Below are 18,747 nucleotides of genomic sequence, written 5' to 3'. Positions count from 1 at the left end.
GTAAACCAATAAGCTGTATTTGAAAATCTTAATAAGCCCTATTTTTTAGTATTAATTAAAGTTTATAATTTTAAATCACACGGTTTTAAACACGCTATTAATGAATTAATTTCAAAATTTTCCTTATTTTTTTCATTAATAATTAGAATGAGTCATTTATGAGACATTTTTATTATATACTTTTCATTAGAGAAATTAAAGGAATATTTTTATATATGTCACCAATTAATAATATAAGTAGATCTTCAATTGAAGCTGCAATTAAAGAATATGATAAGTTAGGTAAAAAAGAATTTTTAAAGCACTATGGTTATAAAGAATCTAAAAAATATTATATTAATTATAATGGTAAAGAATATGATTCAAAAGCTATAGTTGGGGTTTCATTTAAATATGAATTCCCACAAGAGCAACATCTTCTATATGACGACTTTTCAGGTGGTAAAAATACTGTTGTTAAGCTTTGTAATAAATTAGGATTTACTATTGTTGAAAAAAGTATAAAAGATTCAATAATTGAGGCTTTCATTTTATTAAAAAAAGATTCAACTATTGATGAAATCAAACACACTATTATTGAAAATAATTTATATGATTTTGGGGCACAAGAAAAAAATATAAATGATGTAATAAGAAATCAAATTGAACGATATTGTGAAAATGTTGAAAGATCTACGCATCTTAATTCTGATAAATTTTTCAGAAAAATTGAAACTAATTTATATAAACTATCTCAATATACTATTATTGTTGAAAATGATGAATCTAAATGGGAAGATCAGACAGGAATTTTATATCATTTTCCAAATTCTTATGTTAAATATCTTTTACCTGGTACCAAAGTTATATATTATAAAGGTTTATTAAAAAATATAAAATATAAAGATAAAAGATTAACAGATAAAGCACATTATTTTGCTACAGCAGAAATTGGAGAAATATATAATGATACAAATAGCTCTAAAAATGATAAATTTGCAATAATTGAAAACTATAAATCATTTTCTAAACCTATTTTGGCCAAACAAAATGAACAATATTTAGAGTTCATTCCAGAAGAAAAGAAAAATAATTATTGGAGGAATGGCGTTCGTTCAATAGATTTAAATACATATTTATCAATTGTTTCTAAAATAGATAAAACATTCGAAATTAAAAATATCAATGACAATATAACTAAAAAATATACTGATATAAATGATATTGAGAATACATTTGAATCTTCAATAGAAGGTCAGAAAAAATCAAAATATGTAACTTACTATGAGAGAGATCCAGGATTAAGAGAAAAAGCAATTAAGATTCATGGATTTATTTGTAGAGCCTGTGGTTTTGATTTTCAAAAAATGTATGGAGAATATGGGAAAGGTTATATACATATACATCATATTAAGCCTTTATCTGAAAATGCTGAAGAGATTAAAGTAGATCCATCAAATGATTTAATTCCATTATGTGCAAATTGTCATTCTATTATTCATAGAAGAAAAGATAAAACATTGTCTTTAGATGCTTTGATTGAAATGATAAAAAGTGCTAATAAATAAGATTTGTTTCTATTAATTTACTACAACATATTTACAATTATAAAAGTTATTCATTAAAACTTTTAAAACTGAAATATCTAACACAACTTTTTTTGTATTACATATTTCAGTTCTATATTTTTATTTCTTAATACTTCAAAATCTCATACTGTAAAGTCTTACTCTCTTGTAAAAACTTTTTACCTGATTCATCAAGAATGTAATTTGATGTTATAAACTTCAATTTGATATTTTTATCAAATAGTTTATTCTCATTTACATACTCTGTGCAACAACCAACAAAAGCTTTTAATTTTTCGTGATTGATTTTATATTTACTATCTTCTTTCCAGTTCTTACATTGGATTAAAATCAATTCTTCATCTTTACTGCAAATAATATCTATACCCTTATCTTTTTTGCCCTTTTTTATTCCATGTAGATAAATTTCATATCCATTTAGTTTATAATATCCTGCAACAAATTCTTCATACTCTTTGCCTTTTTCTTTTTTTTCTTTCATCTTTAGAGCATATGCTTTTTTTTCTTCTTCTGTATATTCTCTAAATTCTTTTTTAGGTTTTGTTATTGGTTCTTCATTTTTAACTGTATCTAATTTTTGATTGAATTCATTTTCTTTTTCTTCTAAAGTTTGTTTAAATACTTTTTCATTTTCATTTAATTTTTCTTTATAATAATTATCACTTCTTTTTTCTGCATAATTAAGAAATAATTCTTTTTCTTTTAAAGCTATTTCTTTTACTTTGAGTTCTAATTCTCTTTCTTTTAATTCAAGTTCTTTATTTTTACTATTAAATATATTTTTTATTTTTGAGAACATCTTTTACCTTGACATTTTTTGATGCAATATTATATCGACGAAATGACTCACAAATGACTCATTTTTATTTTTTTTATAAATTTAATTATTATAATATAACTAAATTTTTGTTCTGACTTTTATTTAATTATTTTTCTGATATTATTTTTATTATTTTAAAAGGATTTTAATTTGGCCATTATTAATTTTTATCGAATAGATGTTTATGATATTGAAAAAAATATCATTATAGATAAAGATATTTCAATTATATTGAAAAATTATATTGAAAATCTAGAAGATAGCGAAAGATTTTGTAAAGGTTCAAAATGTTCTGCCTTATTATCACATTATCTTATCAATGAAGAAAATTTTGAAGAGTGTGTTCCATCAAATATAAGTTTTGATTTTTCAAAATTTACAGATAAAAAAATTAATAGTGCAATAATTTCCAATCCTTTAGAAGATATTGATACTTTTGATGAGTTAAATAAAAGAAATATCGAATTAGAAACATATACAAATAATGAAAAAATAATAGTAAAAAAAATATTTGATAGTAATTTAAAAGATTATGATAAATTAAATACAAAATTAAAATCCACAAAAATTAGTTTATATAAAATATATAAAATATTAATAAATGAGGAGATAGATATTGAGTCTGATGAATTAGGTAAATTTAGTTTATATTTTTATGAAAATAATTTAAATAGATTAAAAAAAGATAAAACTTATTTTAATTTTATGAAACTTGAAAATACTAATATTTTATCTATTTTACAGAATACTGATGGATTTGATTGTAAAAAAATTTTAGAATATTTAAATTCTCATATTTTAATAAAAGAAAAAATAAAATTAAAAGATTATCCTGTATATGAAGACGATTTTTCAGATATATTAAATCATTCAGATATGAAAGAATTTAATTTCACATATAAATGTACAGAAAAAAGTTTACTAAATAAAAATGGTTTTAATGGAAATCTTGAAACAATTTTTGAATTATTTGGTAAAGAAAGTAGTAATCATGAAGTTAAAATATCTGTTAATTCAGAGAAAGGTCATAACTTAAATAATGAGAAAATTTCACAATTGTTTGTTTTATTAAAAGAAACTGGTTTTATTAGTGAATGTAAAGTAAAAAAAGCTAATTCTAGATCTTTTGTTGATTCAAATAGTATGGGTGAATTACTTAAATTTTCTGCTTCTTTTAAATTTGATTCTTTAGAATCAGCTAATTATATTTTTTTAAATGCTTATAATAGTAATTTGAATACAATTCTTGATAGAATTTCATTAAGGAGTTAACATGGATTTAAATTTCTTTATTTTTAATACTTTTTGTTTAATGAAGTCATTTATTTTTACTCCTCTTCTGCTAATTGGATTATTAATTACTTCATTGTCTTTGATATTAACTTTAAAAAATAATAATATTTACATAAAAGAGTTTAAAAATCATAAAAATGCAGAATTGTTTATAAAAACAATATTTGATTTATCAAGATATTTGGTTATCTCTTTTTTCTATTCTTTAACAATGTCTTTTTTTCACATAGATGAATTGTTATCTAACTTTGAATTAGTTATATATTTTATTTTTTCTGTGATTTATATTTTATTATTATTAGTAATAGGTTTTAACTTGTTTAAAATAGTTTCAAATATTAAAGATATTGTTTTAGTTTCTCTAAAAGATTAATAATAATGTAATCTTTTACTTTTTATTTGGAAATATTTTAATATATTATGAAACTATTTTATAACCAATTTTACTTTTATTAACAATAATTTCATAATATGATTTAGTTCTAATCTTTTTTACTATATTTCTTAATGTAAATATAGAAACTTCTTCACCCCATATATGATTATAAATTTCATTTAGACTTACAAATTGATTTAAATTAGCTATTAATAAATCAAAAAATTCTTCTTCATAATTTGTAAGTTTAATTATTTGTTTATCTGAGTTAAAAAGTCTTTTTGAGCTTTTGTCGTAATAAAAACCATTTTCAAGATGAACAATACTATTTAATTTGTCACCAATAAATTTTGAAATACTTTCTTCAATAGTTGTATTATTTAATTTTGAAAGTTCATCAAAGAATTTTAATTTATTATCATCTAGTTCTATATTCATATTTCTACTTCTATAATTTAGATTTTATTTTTTTTAAATTTTATTTTTTAAATCTATTATCTTCAATTTCAATAAAAATTTTATCTTCATTTACACATGAATAAATATTTTTTATATATCCATCTATATTTTCTATATGGTTTGAATGTTCAATAATTTTATAACCTTCACTTTGTTTATTGTTACAATTAACTGGTCTATTAAATGGAAGATTATGCTTAGCAGTTTCAAAAGTTATTTCATATGATTTATCATTTTTATTACATATTGTAAATGAATCATTATTTTTTGTAGTAAATAAATTTTTTTCAGGACAATCTTTGATTTCATTTTTAGATAGTATAAATTCATTTTTTACTGTTTGAACTTCTGCATTTAATGATGTTGCAAGTGCTGTTAATACTAATAATTTTGTTAAATTTCTTTTCATATTTTTCCTTTAATTTTTTCTGCTTCTGTAATATGGTAAACATATTTTATTTGATTTTCATTTAGTAGCTCTAAATTGTTGATGATTTCTTCTTTAAAATTTATCTCATTTTTTAGAACTTTATTATCTGTATAAATTTCATTTAAATTCAGATTTTCTGTAATACATAAATCTAATATTTCATTATGAGGTATAGAATTAGTTCTTTTTCTCTCGCTAAAGGTATTAGTTTTCATATTTAATCTTATTGACAATTCTTTATCAGAGCTTATATTTAGTGCTTCTTTAAGTTTAAGTATGATTTTTTCAAAGTTATTCATTATTTCTGTATTTCCTATTGACTTTTATTCAGATATTCTGTATAATTAGAGTACATTTATTATTTGGGGTAACAAAATGCAATCAAACAAACAGTCTAACTCATCATTTTATCAAAATCAAACACAAATAAACTTTATCAAAGTTCTTATTGAAAAATATGAAAATAAATTTACTTATGAAAATAATTTAATGATTGCAAGTAATCAAAGGTTAATTTCTTTAATTATTAAACATATTCAATCTTTAAAAGCAAAATTAAATGAATTAGAAAACATAAAAGTTACTCCACAAATTGAAAATGAAATACAAACAATAGATAATCAAATTCAAGCTACTCAAACACAAATTAATAGATTAACAAAATTAAACTCTTTCTCAACACTTTTACAAAAAAAATCAAATAAAAAATCTTTCTATAAATATAGACAAATATTACTTTCAATCATAAATAAAATTGACTTAAAACAAAGAGTTTTAAATCTTCTAGTATGGGAAAAAGAAAGACTAATTAAAGTTGCCTAATAGCTCTCTATTAAGCATATAAACTAAATATGTTTAATAGTGGGTTAGCTCACTCGGTAACAGCACTTTTACCCCGCTGTTATCGTTAGTTTAAAGGGGTATGTAAAAAAATTAAACTTAAAAAGGGGTTATTATGGAAATTATAGAAAAAGGTTTTGTTGTTAAATATGAGGTTTTTCAAGTTGGATTTATTAAGCCAGGTGGTGCGGGTGAGTTTTCAGGTCGTCCATATACTGCCTCTTTAAAATTTAGAGCTAGTAATCTATTTAGTGATGAAAATGAAGAGTTTGGACAAGTGGATAAAGAAGAACTTGTTGAATTTAGAATTCCTTGTGATTCTAATGCTCAAGTTGCAGAATTAAATAAACTATTTAGAAATTTAAAAGATAACGGTGTAGTTATCAATCTTGATGGTAACTTACCAAATAAAAATGATAATTCAGAATTTTTAAAAGTAACTGTTTTAAATACACCTGAACAATTAATGCAAAAATATCACGATTTAATGAAAACAGAAAATATTAATAAAGAAAAAGAGATTAAAACTCCAGTTAAATAAGGCTTCTAGTACTAAGAACACGATTTTAAAAAATACAGAAGATATATAAGCTCGATTGATATGTTTGACTGTACTTTTTTAAAATGTGTGAACAAACGAAGTGCGTTAGGCTGTAAATGATACCTAAGAACAAAAGAAAACTTTGCACATTAGACAGATAAAAAAACGAATCGAAGCAAAAAACATAGATAAATTGATATAGCACACTCTTCCGTGTTCTATACAAATTTATTATGAAAGGAGTTCAAAATGGCAGAATTAGCAGCAACAGACTTTGCAACAACAACAGTTATTGCAAATATCGCTTTAGCAGGTGCAGCAGTTTTAGGAGTTAGTTTAGTTTCTTTTGGTTGGAGAAAAATCATCGGTTTCTTTGGAAGATAATCCAAAAGTTTAATACAAATCCCTTTCATTAATTTGATAGGGATTTTTTTTAATAAAGGTTTTTATCATGGCTTCTTTTTTTATTAAAGGAAAAATATTACATAGTAATTTTAAACAATCACAAACAAAATCTTTCTATGTTTATCAATTTCAAGTTTTAAGTATAGATGGATTTTATTCGATTGTTAATGTTTATTCAAAAGATAAAACTAATTTAAAACATGATGAAGAAATTGAGTTACCTATTTTTATTTCTGTTATTGATGGAAGAATAATTTATGAAACTAAAGGAGTGAAAAATGGCTAGACCAAATGATGGTTGGGGTTCACCTCTACTAAGTCAAGATATTATTGATAATTATCCTAATACTCATCATGAAGTAGATGGAGTAATGATTTTAAATGATGAAGATTATTTAAACTCATTATATGATGAAGATAATTCTGTATCTGATGAAATTGTTAGAATGGCTAATCATTATTTAGCTTATGACGATAATTATATTTCTCCTGATTATGAAGACTTTTCTGATGAAGATGATTTTGATACTAATACAATAGAATCAAGAGAATTTTTTGACGGTGAATCTTTTAATTTTAATTTTGATTTTTATGATGAAGATGATGAAGAGATATTTTAATTATTATGAAAACAGTTTTTTTCTTATTATTTTTCTTTTCTTTTTCTAACTCTGAATACTTAATGACTTTAGAACAAAATAATAATAATGGAACTTTGATTTCTTGCATAAAAGATTATTCTTACTCTCAAAATCAAATTAATTATATTGACTTAGAAAATGTTTCACACTCTTTAAATACCTTTGATTATCAAACAATTAATTTAGAACAAGGTTATACATATTCAAATGGTGTTTGTTATATGGATAGAGTTAATTTATTAGGTTTAACTTATGATGAATTTAACTACTTAATGGCTGTTTATGGAATCTTCTTATCTTCTTTAATCTCTTATGGTTTAATTAAGGCTTTCTAATGTATTTCTTTAATTTTGTAATGGAAACATCTTTAATTATTACAGTTGCTTTAATAGGTGTAATGGCTGTTATTAGGATGTTTAGATGAAAAAAATTCTATTTCTATTTTTGTTAATTTTTATTACTCATTCTTTTGCCACAATTACATGTGAAAGAAAAGTTATTCGTAATAGTCCTGTTGATTCTTTTAGTTGTGCACAATTAGAACAGCGTTCAGGTGTTCCAGAACCTACTACATGCAGAACAACTAACGTAAATTATCATTATTATGTTTCAAATAAAACTTCTATTCTTCAATATGAATATGATGGATTAACATGCCCTAATTCTCCTATTTATCCTAATGTTGCAAATGATAGTTTTTGTTATTCAAATGATGGCGATAATGTTACTTGTATTAATTCTTTAGAAAATGGTTCTTTTGATGATGATGGAATTAGATGTAATTCTGGACATTCTCTTACGGGTATGGGTGCTGGTATTCCTGCATGTATGCCAAACCCTGAAAATGGAACTTGGGATGACAATGATGATTTACAATGTAATGAGGGTTACGCTAAGAATAATGATAATAATACTTGTGAGCCTTCTAGTGGTAATAATACTGGTGGTGTTGATACAAATCCAAACAACACTTGGCAAAAAGCTTTAGACGAATCTAAAGCTAATGGTACTTATTCAGTATCAAATAATGGCACTCAAAACTTTACAGTTGGGGGCAATAATTATAGTTTAACTTCAGACGGTATATTAACAACAACTTATCCTGATGGTACAAGTTCAGTTCAACAAGTTGATTTTTCTAACGGTGGTTCTTCAACTGGTGGAACTGGTTCTACTGGTGGTGGTTCTGGAACTTCAGGTGGTAACTCTGGAAATACAACAAACGAAAATAATACAACTCCCCCAATAGATACACCAATTGACAATACTCCCGTAGCAAATAGCTGTAATGATTCAAATTTAACTTTACAAGAAAAAATGCTTTGCGAACTTAACGCAGGGATGAAAAAACAAAACTCAGAAAATGCCCCTGAAAATTCTCTTAATCAACTTTTAAAAGATTTAAAAACAAGTAATCAAACTGATAATACAGCTTTAAATACAAATATTAAAGCTACAAATACATCACTTGATAGTATTAAGACTCTTTCACAAAATCAACTTAATAAGCAAACTGAAGCTAATACAACTTTAAACAAAATTAATGATAGTGCAAATGCTACAGAGCTTTACAATAAAGTTATGACTGAGGATTTAAATAAACTTGTAAATAATACCCAAGATGAAGAGGGAAAAAGTTATTTAGGTACTATTACAGATTTTGTAAAAAGTTTAACTACTCCCACAACGGATGAAGATAAAAACTCTTATTCTAATCAAATTAATTCAAAAGTTACAAATACTCTTAGTTCTACTTTTTCAAAATATTCTAATGTTTTAGGGTTTGGTTCTTCTTATGCTAGTGCTCCTGATAACATAACTTTAACTTTGTTTGAACATGAATATATTTTGATTGATTTTTCTATATTAAACCCTTATGTTGATGTTATAAGAAGCCTTTTCCTTACTCTTTCATATCTTTATGGATTTATGAATCTATTAAGGAGTTCGCGATAATGACGGCTTTAAATCTTATAGTTAAAATTGCACTTTTTGCAGTTTTCTTAGCTTTATTATATTTAGTTTTAGATTACTTTGTAGGAATTATACAAACTAATTTGAATATTCCATTTATTGACTTATTCTCTTATCTTGGGGTACTTCAAGCTATACAAGTTTTAATCTCAATTTCTGTTGCTTCTTATGTAGCTAATCAAGTTATAGCTTATTTTAGGTCTGCATAATGCTTTGTTTATTAGTAGGTCCTCCAGGTGGAGGTAAAACACTTTATGCAGTTGATAAAATTATAAAAATTGCAAATAATGAAGCTGATGAATTTAAAAAAATACAGTATGTTTATACTAATATCTCAGGTTTCAATTTTAATAAATTTCAAGATAATAAAGTTGTATTTGATAGATTTATATTTGATAATTTTTATACTCATCTTAAATCTTTATTTGCTCTTTTTTTACAAAATGAAGATGAAGACAATTTAGATGATATTTTACAAGCTTACTGTAAACAACACAACCTTTTAAATGCTTATTTCATTATTGATGAAGCTAACAACTTCTTTGATAATCAAGATAAAGTTAAAATGTGGTGGCTAACTTATCATAGACATTTAAATCATGAAATACTTTTAATTACTGTTAATAAATCTTTGATTAATACTCAATATAGAAACATTCCAGAAATATTTATAAAAGCTCAACCAAGAAGTAAAGCAATTTCTAAAAATGTATTAAGATATTTTAATTATACAGAATATAGAATGACTCAAAAATTTTCAACTACTGAAATTACTATTAATAAATCTTATTTTGATTTATATAAAAGTGGAAATACTTCTAATCAAAAAAGAGTTGGTATTAAATACATTATTTTATTTTTCTTTTTTGTATTGTTTTTTATTTGTGTATTTTCTTATTTTGTTTATAAATTATATTTTTCAAATAGTGTGACGCAACAGGACAATAAAAATAATTCCGTTCCACTTAATCAAACTCAAAATAATACAAAAAACGCGACTTTTTTAGAAAATCAAACTCAACAAACTCCGATTAATTTACATAGTCAAGTTAATAATTCAATATCAGTTGATCCATTAGAAGATAATTTGAAATTATTTAAATTTAATTGCTTTGAAAAGTTTTGTTATTACAAACTAGATAAAAAAAATACTGTTGAAATTCCATCAAATATATTAAAAACTTATTTGTTAAACATTGATATAGATAAAAAATTTACTGAAATAAAACACAATAGATTAGTTATCTATGTTCTTGTAAATGAGAATAAATTTAATTTTTTAGATAAAGGGGTAAAAAATGAAAATGATAAACAAAATAATGTTTTTTCTTTTCCTAATGTTGGGCTTTCAAAATAGTATAAATGCAGAAAACCTTGAAATAAATATGGCTGAATTTGCAACTTTTGTAAGTCAAATTAATGATGTTGAAATAATTGTTGATGATGCTTTAAAAGATGAAAACATAATCTTAATCGGTAATGATAATTCTTTTACTCTTGAAGCTTTTACAAATACTGTCAAAATGAAAAACTATGAATTAGTTAAAACTGATAAATTTTATTTAGTTAGAAAGAAAGTAGAAGAAAAAAAGGATTTAGTTGTAAATACAATTCAATTACATCATATTGATTTTGAATATGTAAAAGGCCTTTTTAGTATTTATAAAGATATTGAATTTAATTATATTGCATCATCTAAATTAATACTTATTAAATCAACTATAGAAGAATTTAATAAAATAAAAACTGTTATATCAAATATTGATAAAGTTCCAAATCAATTAAAAATAAAAATCACTATTCTTGATACAAATTTAAATAAAATCAAAGATTATGGTACTGAATTAACAGGCAATATAAATCAATCATCAAATTTCTTTTTTAATCTTTTAGCTTATCCTTTTCAAGTTGCAAGTGATATAAATCCTAAACAAAAAGATAGCTTTACATCTTTTATAAAATTACTTAATCAAAATAAAGTTACTGAGCTTGTTGCTAGTCCAACTTTAACATTATTTGATAATGAACCAGTTACTTTTAATTTAGTAAAAAATATTCCTTATCTTGCGGGAAATACAACAGTAGAAGATAATAATACTAAAACAACTAATTCTTATACTTATAAAGACATAGGTTTAAAAATTTTAATTACTCCTATTATCTTTGCAGATTATGTTGATATAAATTTGGATTTAACTAATGAATCTATTTTAGATAATTCAAATACTCCAAGAACTTCTAAATCATTTATTAAACAAAAATTTTCTTTGAGTAAAAATAAATTATTTGTTCTTACAGGTATCAATCAAACACAAAAATATAATGATTTACAGACTACACCTTTTTTAAGTGATATTCCTGTTCTAGGGTGGCTATTTAAAACTGATTCTAATGATTCAACAACATCAAATTTAACAATTTTATTAGAGCTAGTAAGTGAAGATGATTATTCAAATAATGATTTTAATGTTGTTGTTCCAGTTGATAATATAAAACAAAATCAATCACTAGAGCATAAAAAAAGAGTTAATGCATTACTAGGAGTTAAATAATGAATATTGATTATAAAAGAGCTGCTATTTTAACAAAAGAAATTGTTGATTTAAAGAAACAAATAATCGATTTTTCTAATAAACATAAGTTATTTTCTTGTGGTGTTGTTTTGCCTAATCAAAAATTATTTGTTCATTGGATGGTTAAAGAAATGATGTTATGTAGTTTAAGACTTAAAGAAAATGAATTATCATGTTTATTACATATTCTAAATTTAAAAGGTAAATAAGGAATTTAAAAAAAACTTTTTGACTGAATTGCGTAGCGTCAGCGGAGCAATTGTCAAAAAGTTCTTGTCAAATTAACAAAAGTTGTTCGAGCTATACACAAGGGGTAAAAATGTACGGTTTAAAAGAAAAAGATTTAAAAGAAATTCAAAAGAAACATGAGATTCAAAGAGATTATTTAGATAATCATAATTTTACAACTGCAACAGGTCAAGTTAAAAGTTTATTGGATGTTTCATTTAGTGCTAATCATTCTAAAAGATACTATTCTGAAATAATTAATAAAATAAATACTATTAATGACATTATTGCAACAGAAGAAACTCAATATCAATCTATTTTTATAACTATAACTTTAGATGGTTTTTTTAGAGATTTTTTAAAAGGTAAATTTTTAAGATACGATGAAAGTAAACACAAAGCAGATATTCCAAACAATGAAAGATTTGGTTTTTTAAGAGATAAAATCACTAATAAAGAAAAATTTACTATTAAAGATTTATACAATGTTTTAAATTTTCAATTAAACCGATTCCAAAAATCAAACATTTTTAAAAAAATTAAAAAAGATGGATATAAAGCACATTATATAAGAGTTTGTGAACCACATAAGAAAGATGGTGTTCCGCATTTACATTTAATGCTTTATGTTCCTACTAGATACCTAGAAACACTAAAAGAATTTTATAAAATATACTTTCCTGCTCCTCAAAATGTTAAACCACTTGATAAAAATTTAGATGATGGACAATTAAAAGGTTTTCAATGGGAAATTAAATCAGCTCCTGCATATATACTTAAATATATTTTTAAATCATTCCTAAATGTTCAAAATGAAAATGAATTAGATTATCTTCAAGCTTGGTATATCAAACATAGAATTTTAAGAGTTGTAACAAGTCATTCTTTAGTTCCTGCATGGGTTTATAGAAAAATCGCACCATTAGAAAAAGATTGGCATTATTTAACAGATATTAAAATTAATTTTATTTCTGAATGGTCAAAGGAAGATGATTATATAAGATTAGAGGATGAATATAACAGAACTTTAGAATATCAAAAAGGGATATACAAATTATATTATAAAGATAGAATTATTAAAGAGTTTGGAACTCTAAAAGAAGATAAACCCGTGGATGTTAATGCAACTATAAATCTTAAATACAAAAAGAAAATCAAAGATCCTAAAATCATAATAGATGGTAAACCATTTAAACTGATTTATAATGAATTAATACCTATTAATAAATTTGCTCTTCTTGAACCAGCTTATCAGAAAAAACCTATTATTTATACTTCAAATATTGAATTATATAGAGATTATATCTCTATGGAAAATAAAGATGTAGATAGTATTAACTTATTACATTATGGATTGGTAAAAAATGAACTTATAAAAAGAAAACAGATTAAAGGCGAAATATTACCTATTTCAGATTATCAAATATCAACTCCAAAAATCATTTATTATGATGATAATGTTCATTCAAAAGATTTAATTAAAAATGAAAATGATTCAAACTTTATTTTAAGAAAAATTAATTATTAGAAAGGATAAATGTGGTTACAAATATTTTAACAGTTGAAGATTTAAAAAAATTTGAAGCAAAACTATTTAATTATATAAAACAATCTATTGAACCTAAAAAAGAATATTTATCAAAAGAGGAAACATTAGTTTTTTTAGATTGCAGTTCTAGAACTTTAGATGAATTAAGAGCAAATAGAAAAATTACTTACACTAAAGTCGGTAAATCTTTTAAATATAAATATAGCAGCTTACTTAAATATTTAGAAGATAATTCAATTGAGGCAATACCTAATCTTTAGGCTTAAAAGCCTCAAATAAACTATCTATTACATTTTTTACACTCTCTCTTTGAACTTTTGCATATCTTTGTGTAATGTTAGCTGTGGTATGCCCTAGAGTTTTTCCAACTACTTCTAAAGAGAATCCATTATTTATACCAAATCCCCCTACTACGTGCCTTAAATCGTGCATATTTAAATTTTTCAATCCCGTTTCAATTCTGATATTTTTCCAATGATAATCCATTCCAGTTTTACCAATAGTTTGATTTTCATTTATATTACTTTCAAAAACTAAACCCTCATTTTTAATTCCATATTCTGTTAATGCTTTTATCAATGTATCAGTTAATGCAAAAACTAAAGATTTACTAATTTTTGAATTTTCACTTTTAATAGTATAGATATTATTTGAAAAGTCTATATCTTCCCATTTAATAGTCAATACTTCTCCTTTTCTTCTTCCGTGCAATAACCAAATAAATATCGTTCTAATTTTTATATCAGGATAATTAAATATTGCATTAAATAGTTTATTCATTTCATCATCTGTTAATTCAATTTTTCTACTATTATCAAATTTAGGTATTTTTATTAATTTTCCAATATTATCAATATTGTGTATTCCTAGTTCAGGTAAAAATTTATATAGAGCTGTAACTATTTCTTTTATTTGTTTTGCAGTTTGTGGAGCTTTTCCACTATCTAAAATATTGTTTATAATTTTTTGAACTCTTGAAGTAGTAATATCATTAGGATGAAAATTTCCTATAACTTCTTTTAAATATTTATTATAGTTTTTTTCACAAGCATATAAATAAGTCTTTGATAGGCTATTTCTTCTTAAATCTAAATATTCAACAAATAGATCATCTATTTTTTTATTTATACTTTTAAGAGAGTACCCTCTTCCCAAATTATCTAATAAATCTAATCTCATTTTATTTGCAATTTTAAGAGTTATATCAGGTTCTCTACCTAAGGTCTTAGTAGTGTCTTTGCCATCTTTGTAAATTCTAGCAACATATACTTTTCTATTATACTTATCAACTCTATAGTATAATCCCTCATATCGTGTTTTATTTAATGCCATTTTTACCACCGTGTTAAAAATCACGTATTAATTAAAAATAACACAGTTTTAATACTGTTTAATATGTGATTGTATGTGTTTTAATGCGTAATTATACAATGTTTTTTGTTAACAAATGCTTTGTTTGCGGGGGTTTGTAAGTGTTTGCGTAGTTAGTAGGTAAACCAATAAGCCGCGTTTTGTTTTTAAGACAATAATTTATCTAGCTACTAAATTACTTTAGTAGTCTTGCGAAGACCAAAATGTGAAGTAAATACCTAGTCTTCTTGCTGCAGGTTGGGTTTACAAAGCACTTAAGATTACTCAAAAGCCTGGTAGGCTCTTACCCTACCGTTTCACCATCACCGAAAAATCGGCTGTCTATTCTCTGTTGCACTATCCCTTAGGTTACCCTAGCCATTATTTAAATGGAACCACACTTCACAGCAGCCCGGACTTTCCTCTTGATTTTACTCAAGCTATTGTCTGGTTTACCTAGTGCGTATTATATCTTTATATTCTTAAAATCTATTTTCTTATAACATCATAATTACTAGGTACTGTAAATTTAAAGATAGTATCTGAAATTTCACCATTTTGAACTACATTTGAAAATTTAATTTCAACATCATTTTCAAGTTTGTCTTTATATTTTATATAATTAATTTTATCATCATCTTTTGAAGTTTTAATTAAATAATCAACATCTTCAATTTTTGTAACATAACTATTATCATTGATCTTTTTTGAACTATTTAAAAGTTTAATAATATTTATTTCACTTTCTAGTTGAGTGAAAATTGCTTGTTCCAATTCTGGTTCATCAACAATAGCAAAGTCATCATTTATATACACATTTTTTTCTACTGGTGTTTTATATTTCCATAGAATTTTGCCACTTTTTTTAATAAATACTTCACCTTTATACTCAATTTTATTTTCAGAATTTGAAGTAATAACTTGAGTAAAACTTGCCTTAAAACTATCTAAATCTCTAATGTCATTTGATGCAATACATGAAATACAAAATAGTGTTGAAGCAATTATTAATTTATAAAACATATTTTAACCTTTTTTTTTATATAATCTTAGCGATTATAACGAAAAGGAACTAATTTTATGTTAAATGTTTTTTCAAAAATTTTTGGTACGAGAAACGATAGAGAAGTAAAACAATATAGAAAAAAAGTTCAAGAGATAACGGCTCTTGAAAGTAAATATGAAAATTTGAGTGATGAAGAGTTACAAAATGAATTTAACAAGTTAAAAGAACTTGTACAAAAAGAAGAAAAATCATTAAATGATGTATTAATGGAGTCTTTTGCAATTACTAGAGAGGCTAGTAAAAGAGTTTTAAATATGAGACCTTATGATGTACAGCTTATTGGAGCAATGGTTCTACATGAAGGAAGAATCGCAGAAATGAAAACTGGTGAAGGTAAAACATTAGTTGGATCATTAGCAGTTGCTTTAAATGCTTTAAGTGGAAAAGGTGTACATGTTGTAACAGTAAATGACTACCTTGCAAGTAGAGATGCTAATGAATTAAAACCTTTATATAACTTTTTAGGTTTTAGTGTGGGAGCTGTTGTTGGTGGATTAAGAAATGATGAAGAGAGACGAGCTCATTATGCTTGCGATATTACTTATGGAACAAATAATGAATTTGGATTTGACTTCCTAAGAGATAATATGAATTATGATATTAATGAAAAAGTTCAAAGAGAACACAATTTCGTAATTGTAGATGAAGTTGACTCTATTTTAATTGATGAAGCAAGAACTCCTTTAATTATTTCAGGACCTACAAATCATAAAAATTCTAATTATGTAAGAGCAAATGAAATTGCTTTAAAATTAGAAAGAGGTCAATTAATTGAACCAAAAAACTCTAGTGAAAAACCTACAACTACAGGTGATTTTATTGTTGATGAAAAAAATAAAGCTGTAGTTTTAACAGAACAAGGTCATGTAAATGCTGAAAATTTATTTGGTGTAGATAATCTTTATTCTATTGAAAATGCAATGCTTTCACATAGTTTAGACCAAGCTTTAAAAGCAAACTTCATTTTTGAAAAAGACGTAGATTATGTTGTAAAAGATAACACGGTTGTTATTGTTGATGAATTTACAGGAAGACTTAGTGAGGGAAGAAGATTTAGTGAGGGGTTACACCAAGCTTTAGAAGCTAAAGAAGGTGTTTCTATTCAAGATGAATCACAAACATTAGCAGATATTACTTTCCAAAATTATTTTAGAATGTACAAAAAATTAGCTGGAATGACAGGAACTGCTCAAACAGAAGCAACAGAATTTGCTGAAATTTATAACTTAGATGTTGTATCTATTCCTACAAATGTGCCAGTTCAAAGAATTGATAAAAATGACTTAATTTACAAAAGTGAAAAAGAGAAATTTGAAGCTGTTTGTAATAAAATCAAACAATTCCATGAAAAAGGTCAACCTGTTCTTGTTGGAACTGCTTCTATTGAAAAATCTGAAAAATTACATGAAATTTTAGTTCAAAAGAAAATCCCTCATACAGTTTTAAATGCAAAACAACATGAAAAAGAGGGAAAAATCATCGCAGATGCTGGTCAAAAAGGTGCAGTTACAATTGCTACAAATATGGCTGGGCGTGGAGTTGATATTAAGCTTACTCAAGAAATTCTTGACCTTGGTGGATTAGCAATCATAGGAACTGAAAGACATGAATCAAGAAGAATTGACAACCAATTAAGAGGAAGAGCTGGTCGTCAAGGTGATGTTGGTGTTTCTCAATTTTATTTATCTCTTGAAGATAATCTTTTAAGAATTTTTGGAAGTGATAAAATCAAAGGAATCATGGAAAGACTTGGTATTGAAGAAGGTGAACATATCGAATCTAGGATGGTAACACGTGCTGTTGAAAATGCTCAGAAAAAAGTAGAATCAATGCACTTTGAATCAAGAAAACATCTATTAGAGTATGATGATGTTGCAAATCAACAAAGAAAAGTAATTTATTCATTTAGAAATGATTTACTAAAACCTGATTTTGACATTGATTCAAAACTTGATGAAAATAGACTTGAATATGTACAAAATTTATTATCAAATGCAAATATCATAAATGGAATGCCAAGTGAAGATTTTGATTATGAATTTGTGAAAATTAAACTTGAAGAAGAGTTAAGATTACTTGTTGATATTGAAGATATGAAATGTGATTCTTATGAAGAGTTTGAAACAAATTTAAATACATTTTTAAAAAATGTTTATACTAGAAAAATGGAAATGGCTGCAACTGAACAAAAAAATGAGATTGAAAGAATCCTATACTTACAAATTTTAGATAATGCATGGAGAGAACATTTATACTCAATGGATACATTAAAAGCTGGAATTGGTCTTAGAGGGTATAACCAAAAAGATCCTTTAGTTGAGTATAAAAAAGAGTCTTATAATATGTTTATTGAACTAATTGCAAATATCAAAAATGAAATCATTAAAATCTTATTTACAATTCAATTACAAAGCAATGAAGATAAACAAAAAGAGCAAGAAGTAATTGCTAGAATGAAAGAACAAATGGAAGAAGCGACAGAACATATCACAACAAATGTTGCCCAAGAAGCTGTAAGAAATAGTGATAGAAAAATTGCTAGAAACGAAGATTGTCCTTGTGGAAGCGGATTAAAATACAAGCATTGTTGTGGGAAAAGTGGTCCAAAAATTGGTCTAGCTGCAGGAAACTAAT

At 24.6% G+C, this 18,747-nt stretch carries 23 protein-coding genes and 1 other RNA gene; 17 read left to right on the top strand and 7 right to left on the bottom strand.

Features of this window, described 5'->3' with window-relative positions:
* Window positions 1–215 precede the first annotated feature (215 nt).
* A complete protein-coding gene (locus AVENP_RS07535) occupies window positions 216–1,547 on the top strand; it encodes an HNH endonuclease (RefSeq protein WP_128358516.1) in 1,332 nt (443 codons plus the stop codon).
* A 127-nt stretch (window positions 1,548–1,674) separates the two neighbouring features.
* Here AVENP_RS07535 and AVENP_RS07530 read toward each other — a convergent pair whose 3' ends face one another.
* A complete protein-coding gene (locus AVENP_RS07530; RefSeq protein ID WP_128358517.1) occupies window positions 1,675–2,367 on the bottom strand; it encodes a restriction endonuclease in 693 nt (230 codons plus the stop codon).
* A gap of 171 nt (window positions 2,368–2,538) precedes the next feature.
* On the opposite strand from AVENP_RS07530, the gene AVENP_RS07525 reads away from it, so the two are divergent.
* The gene (locus AVENP_RS07525; protein ID WP_128358518.1) at window positions 2,539–3,660 is read left to right on the top strand and encodes a hypothetical protein; all 1,122 of its coding nucleotides are present in this window, start codon (window positions 2,539–2,541) and stop codon (window positions 3,658–3,660) included.
* 1 nt (window position 3,661) lies between these two features.
* Entirely contained in the window at window positions 3,662–4,054 is a 393-nt protein-coding gene (locus AVENP_RS07520; RefSeq protein WP_128358519.1) for a hypothetical protein, read from the top strand.
* A 45-nt stretch (window positions 4,055–4,099) separates the two neighbouring features.
* Here the strand turns inward: AVENP_RS07520 and AVENP_RS07515 are convergent, their stop codons facing one another.
* Genes AVENP_RS07515 through AVENP_RS07505 form a run of 3 tightly spaced genes read right to left on the bottom strand, consistent with a single transcriptional unit; the run spans window position 4,100 to window position 5,245 of the window.
* Window positions 4,100–4,495: a helix-turn-helix domain-containing protein gene (locus AVENP_RS07515; protein WP_128358520.1), complete on the bottom strand. Its 396-nt coding sequence runs from the start codon at window positions 4,493–4,495 to the stop codon at window positions 4,100–4,102.
* Between the two features lie 40 nt (window positions 4,496–4,535).
* Window positions 4,536–4,925: a hypothetical protein gene (locus tag AVENP_RS07510; RefSeq protein WP_128358521.1), complete on the bottom strand. Its 390-nt coding sequence runs from the start codon at window positions 4,923–4,925 to the stop codon at window positions 4,536–4,538.
* On the bottom strand, window positions 4,922–5,245 hold the full coding sequence (locus AVENP_RS07505) for a helix-turn-helix domain-containing protein (protein ID WP_128358522.1): 324 nt from the start codon (window positions 5,243–5,245) through the stop codon (window positions 4,922–4,924). The genes AVENP_RS07510 and AVENP_RS07505 overlap by 4 nt, the downstream gene beginning before the upstream one ends.
* Before the next feature lie 76 nt (window positions 5,246–5,321).
* Between AVENP_RS07505 and AVENP_RS07500 the strand changes: the two genes are divergently transcribed.
* From AVENP_RS07500 to AVENP_RS07445, 13 genes are all read left to right on the top strand, one after another.
* Window positions 5,322–5,768 carry a hypothetical protein gene (locus AVENP_RS07500; RefSeq protein WP_128358523.1) on the top strand — a complete coding sequence of 149 codons (447 nt, stop codon included), beginning with the start codon at window positions 5,322–5,324 and terminating at the stop codon, window positions 5,766–5,768.
* A gap of 133 nt (window positions 5,769–5,901) precedes the next feature.
* Window positions 5,902–6,327 carry a hypothetical protein gene (locus AVENP_RS07495; RefSeq protein WP_128358524.1) on the top strand — a complete coding sequence of 142 codons (426 nt, stop codon included), beginning with the start codon at window positions 5,902–5,904 and terminating at the stop codon, window positions 6,325–6,327.
* 249 nt (window positions 6,328–6,576) lie between these two features.
* Entirely contained in the window at window positions 6,577–6,711 is a 135-nt protein-coding gene (locus AVENP_RS15975) for a hypothetical protein (protein ID WP_268907615.1), read from the top strand.
* Window positions 6,712–6,778: 67 nt separating this feature from the next.
* Window positions 6,779–7,018, top strand: a complete 240-nt coding sequence (locus tag AVENP_RS07490; protein ID WP_128358525.1) for a hypothetical protein — start codon at window positions 6,779–6,781, stop codon at window positions 7,016–7,018.
* Window positions 7,011–7,352 carry a hypothetical protein gene (locus AVENP_RS07485; RefSeq protein ID WP_128358526.1) on the top strand — a complete coding sequence of 114 codons (342 nt, stop codon included), beginning with the start codon at window positions 7,011–7,013 and terminating at the stop codon, window positions 7,350–7,352. Before AVENP_RS07490 ends, AVENP_RS07485 begins: the two co-directional genes overlap by 8 nt.
* A gap of 5 nt (window positions 7,353–7,357) precedes the next feature.
* Window positions 7,358–7,708, top strand: coding sequence for a hypothetical protein (locus AVENP_RS07480; protein WP_128358527.1), 351 nt, complete (start codon window positions 7,358–7,360; stop codon window positions 7,706–7,708).
* Window positions 7,709–7,793: 85 nt separating this feature from the next.
* The gene (locus AVENP_RS07475; protein WP_128358528.1) at window positions 7,794–9,329 is read left to right on the top strand and encodes a hypothetical protein; all 1,536 of its coding nucleotides are present in this window, start codon (window positions 7,794–7,796) and stop codon (window positions 9,327–9,329) included.
* Window positions 9,329–9,556 carry a hypothetical protein gene (locus tag AVENP_RS07470; protein ID WP_128358529.1) on the top strand — a complete coding sequence of 76 codons (228 nt, stop codon included), beginning with the start codon at window positions 9,329–9,331 and terminating at the stop codon, window positions 9,554–9,556. The genes AVENP_RS07475 and AVENP_RS07470 overlap by 1 nt, the downstream gene beginning before the upstream one ends.
* Window positions 9,556–10,704 (top strand): zonular occludens toxin domain-containing protein, encoded by a 1,149-nt coding sequence (locus tag AVENP_RS07465; RefSeq protein ID WP_128358530.1) that lies wholly within the window; start codon window positions 9,556–9,558, stop codon window positions 10,702–10,704. The genes AVENP_RS07470 and AVENP_RS07465 overlap by 1 nt, the downstream gene beginning before the upstream one ends.
* The gene (locus tag AVENP_RS07460) at window positions 10,646–11,899 is read left to right on the top strand and encodes a type II secretion system protein GspD (protein WP_128358531.1); all 1,254 of its coding nucleotides are present in this window, start codon (window positions 10,646–10,648) and stop codon (window positions 11,897–11,899) included. The genes AVENP_RS07465 and AVENP_RS07460 overlap by 59 nt, the downstream gene beginning before the upstream one ends.
* Complete coding sequence (locus AVENP_RS07455) at window positions 11,899–12,129, top strand: hypothetical protein (protein WP_128358532.1); 231 nt, start codon at window positions 11,899–11,901, stop codon at window positions 12,127–12,129. The genes AVENP_RS07460 and AVENP_RS07455 overlap by 1 nt, the downstream gene beginning before the upstream one ends.
* Before the next feature lie 50 nt (window positions 12,130–12,179).
* Window positions 12,180–13,676: a replication endonuclease gene (locus AVENP_RS07450; RefSeq protein ID WP_172664256.1), complete on the top strand. Its 1,497-nt coding sequence runs from the start codon at window positions 12,180–12,182 to the stop codon at window positions 13,674–13,676.
* Between the two features lie 11 nt (window positions 13,677–13,687).
* Window positions 13,688–13,957: a helix-turn-helix domain-containing protein gene (locus AVENP_RS07445; protein ID WP_128358534.1), complete on the top strand. Its 270-nt coding sequence runs from the start codon at window positions 13,688–13,690 to the stop codon at window positions 13,955–13,957.
* Here AVENP_RS07445 and AVENP_RS07440 read toward each other — a convergent pair.
* The 3 genes from AVENP_RS07440 to lolA form a co-directional block, all read right to left on the bottom strand.
* Window positions 13,947–15,029 (bottom strand): site-specific integrase, encoded by a 1,083-nt coding sequence (locus AVENP_RS07440; RefSeq protein ID WP_128358535.1) that lies wholly within the window; start codon window positions 15,027–15,029, stop codon window positions 13,947–13,949. The genes AVENP_RS07445 and AVENP_RS07440 overlap by 11 nt on opposite strands.
* Before the next feature lie 152 nt (window positions 15,030–15,181).
* An RNA gene (gene rnpB, locus AVENP_RS07435) (RNase P RNA component class A) lies at window positions 15,182–15,506 on the bottom strand.
* A 30-nt stretch (window positions 15,507–15,536) separates the two neighbouring features.
* Entirely contained in the window at window positions 15,537–16,070 is a 534-nt protein-coding gene (gene lolA, locus AVENP_RS07430) for a LolA-like outer membrane lipoprotein chaperone (protein WP_128358536.1), read from the bottom strand.
* 57 nt (window positions 16,071–16,127) lie between these two features.
* Between lolA and secA the strand changes: the two genes are divergently transcribed.
* Window positions 16,128–18,746 carry a preprotein translocase subunit SecA gene (gene secA, locus AVENP_RS07425; protein ID WP_128358537.1) on the top strand — a complete coding sequence of 873 codons (2,619 nt, stop codon included), beginning with the start codon at window positions 16,128–16,130 and terminating at the stop codon, window positions 18,744–18,746.
* The last annotated feature ends 1 nt before the right edge of the window (window position 18,747 follow it).

Source organism: Arcobacter venerupis (assembly GCF_013201665.1).
GTDB lineage: Bacteria > Campylobacterota > Campylobacteria > Campylobacterales > Arcobacteraceae > Aliarcobacter > Aliarcobacter venerupis.
The sequence above is the reverse complement of the archived record's forward strand: the minus strand, read 5'-3'. Positions and strand labels throughout refer to the sequence as shown.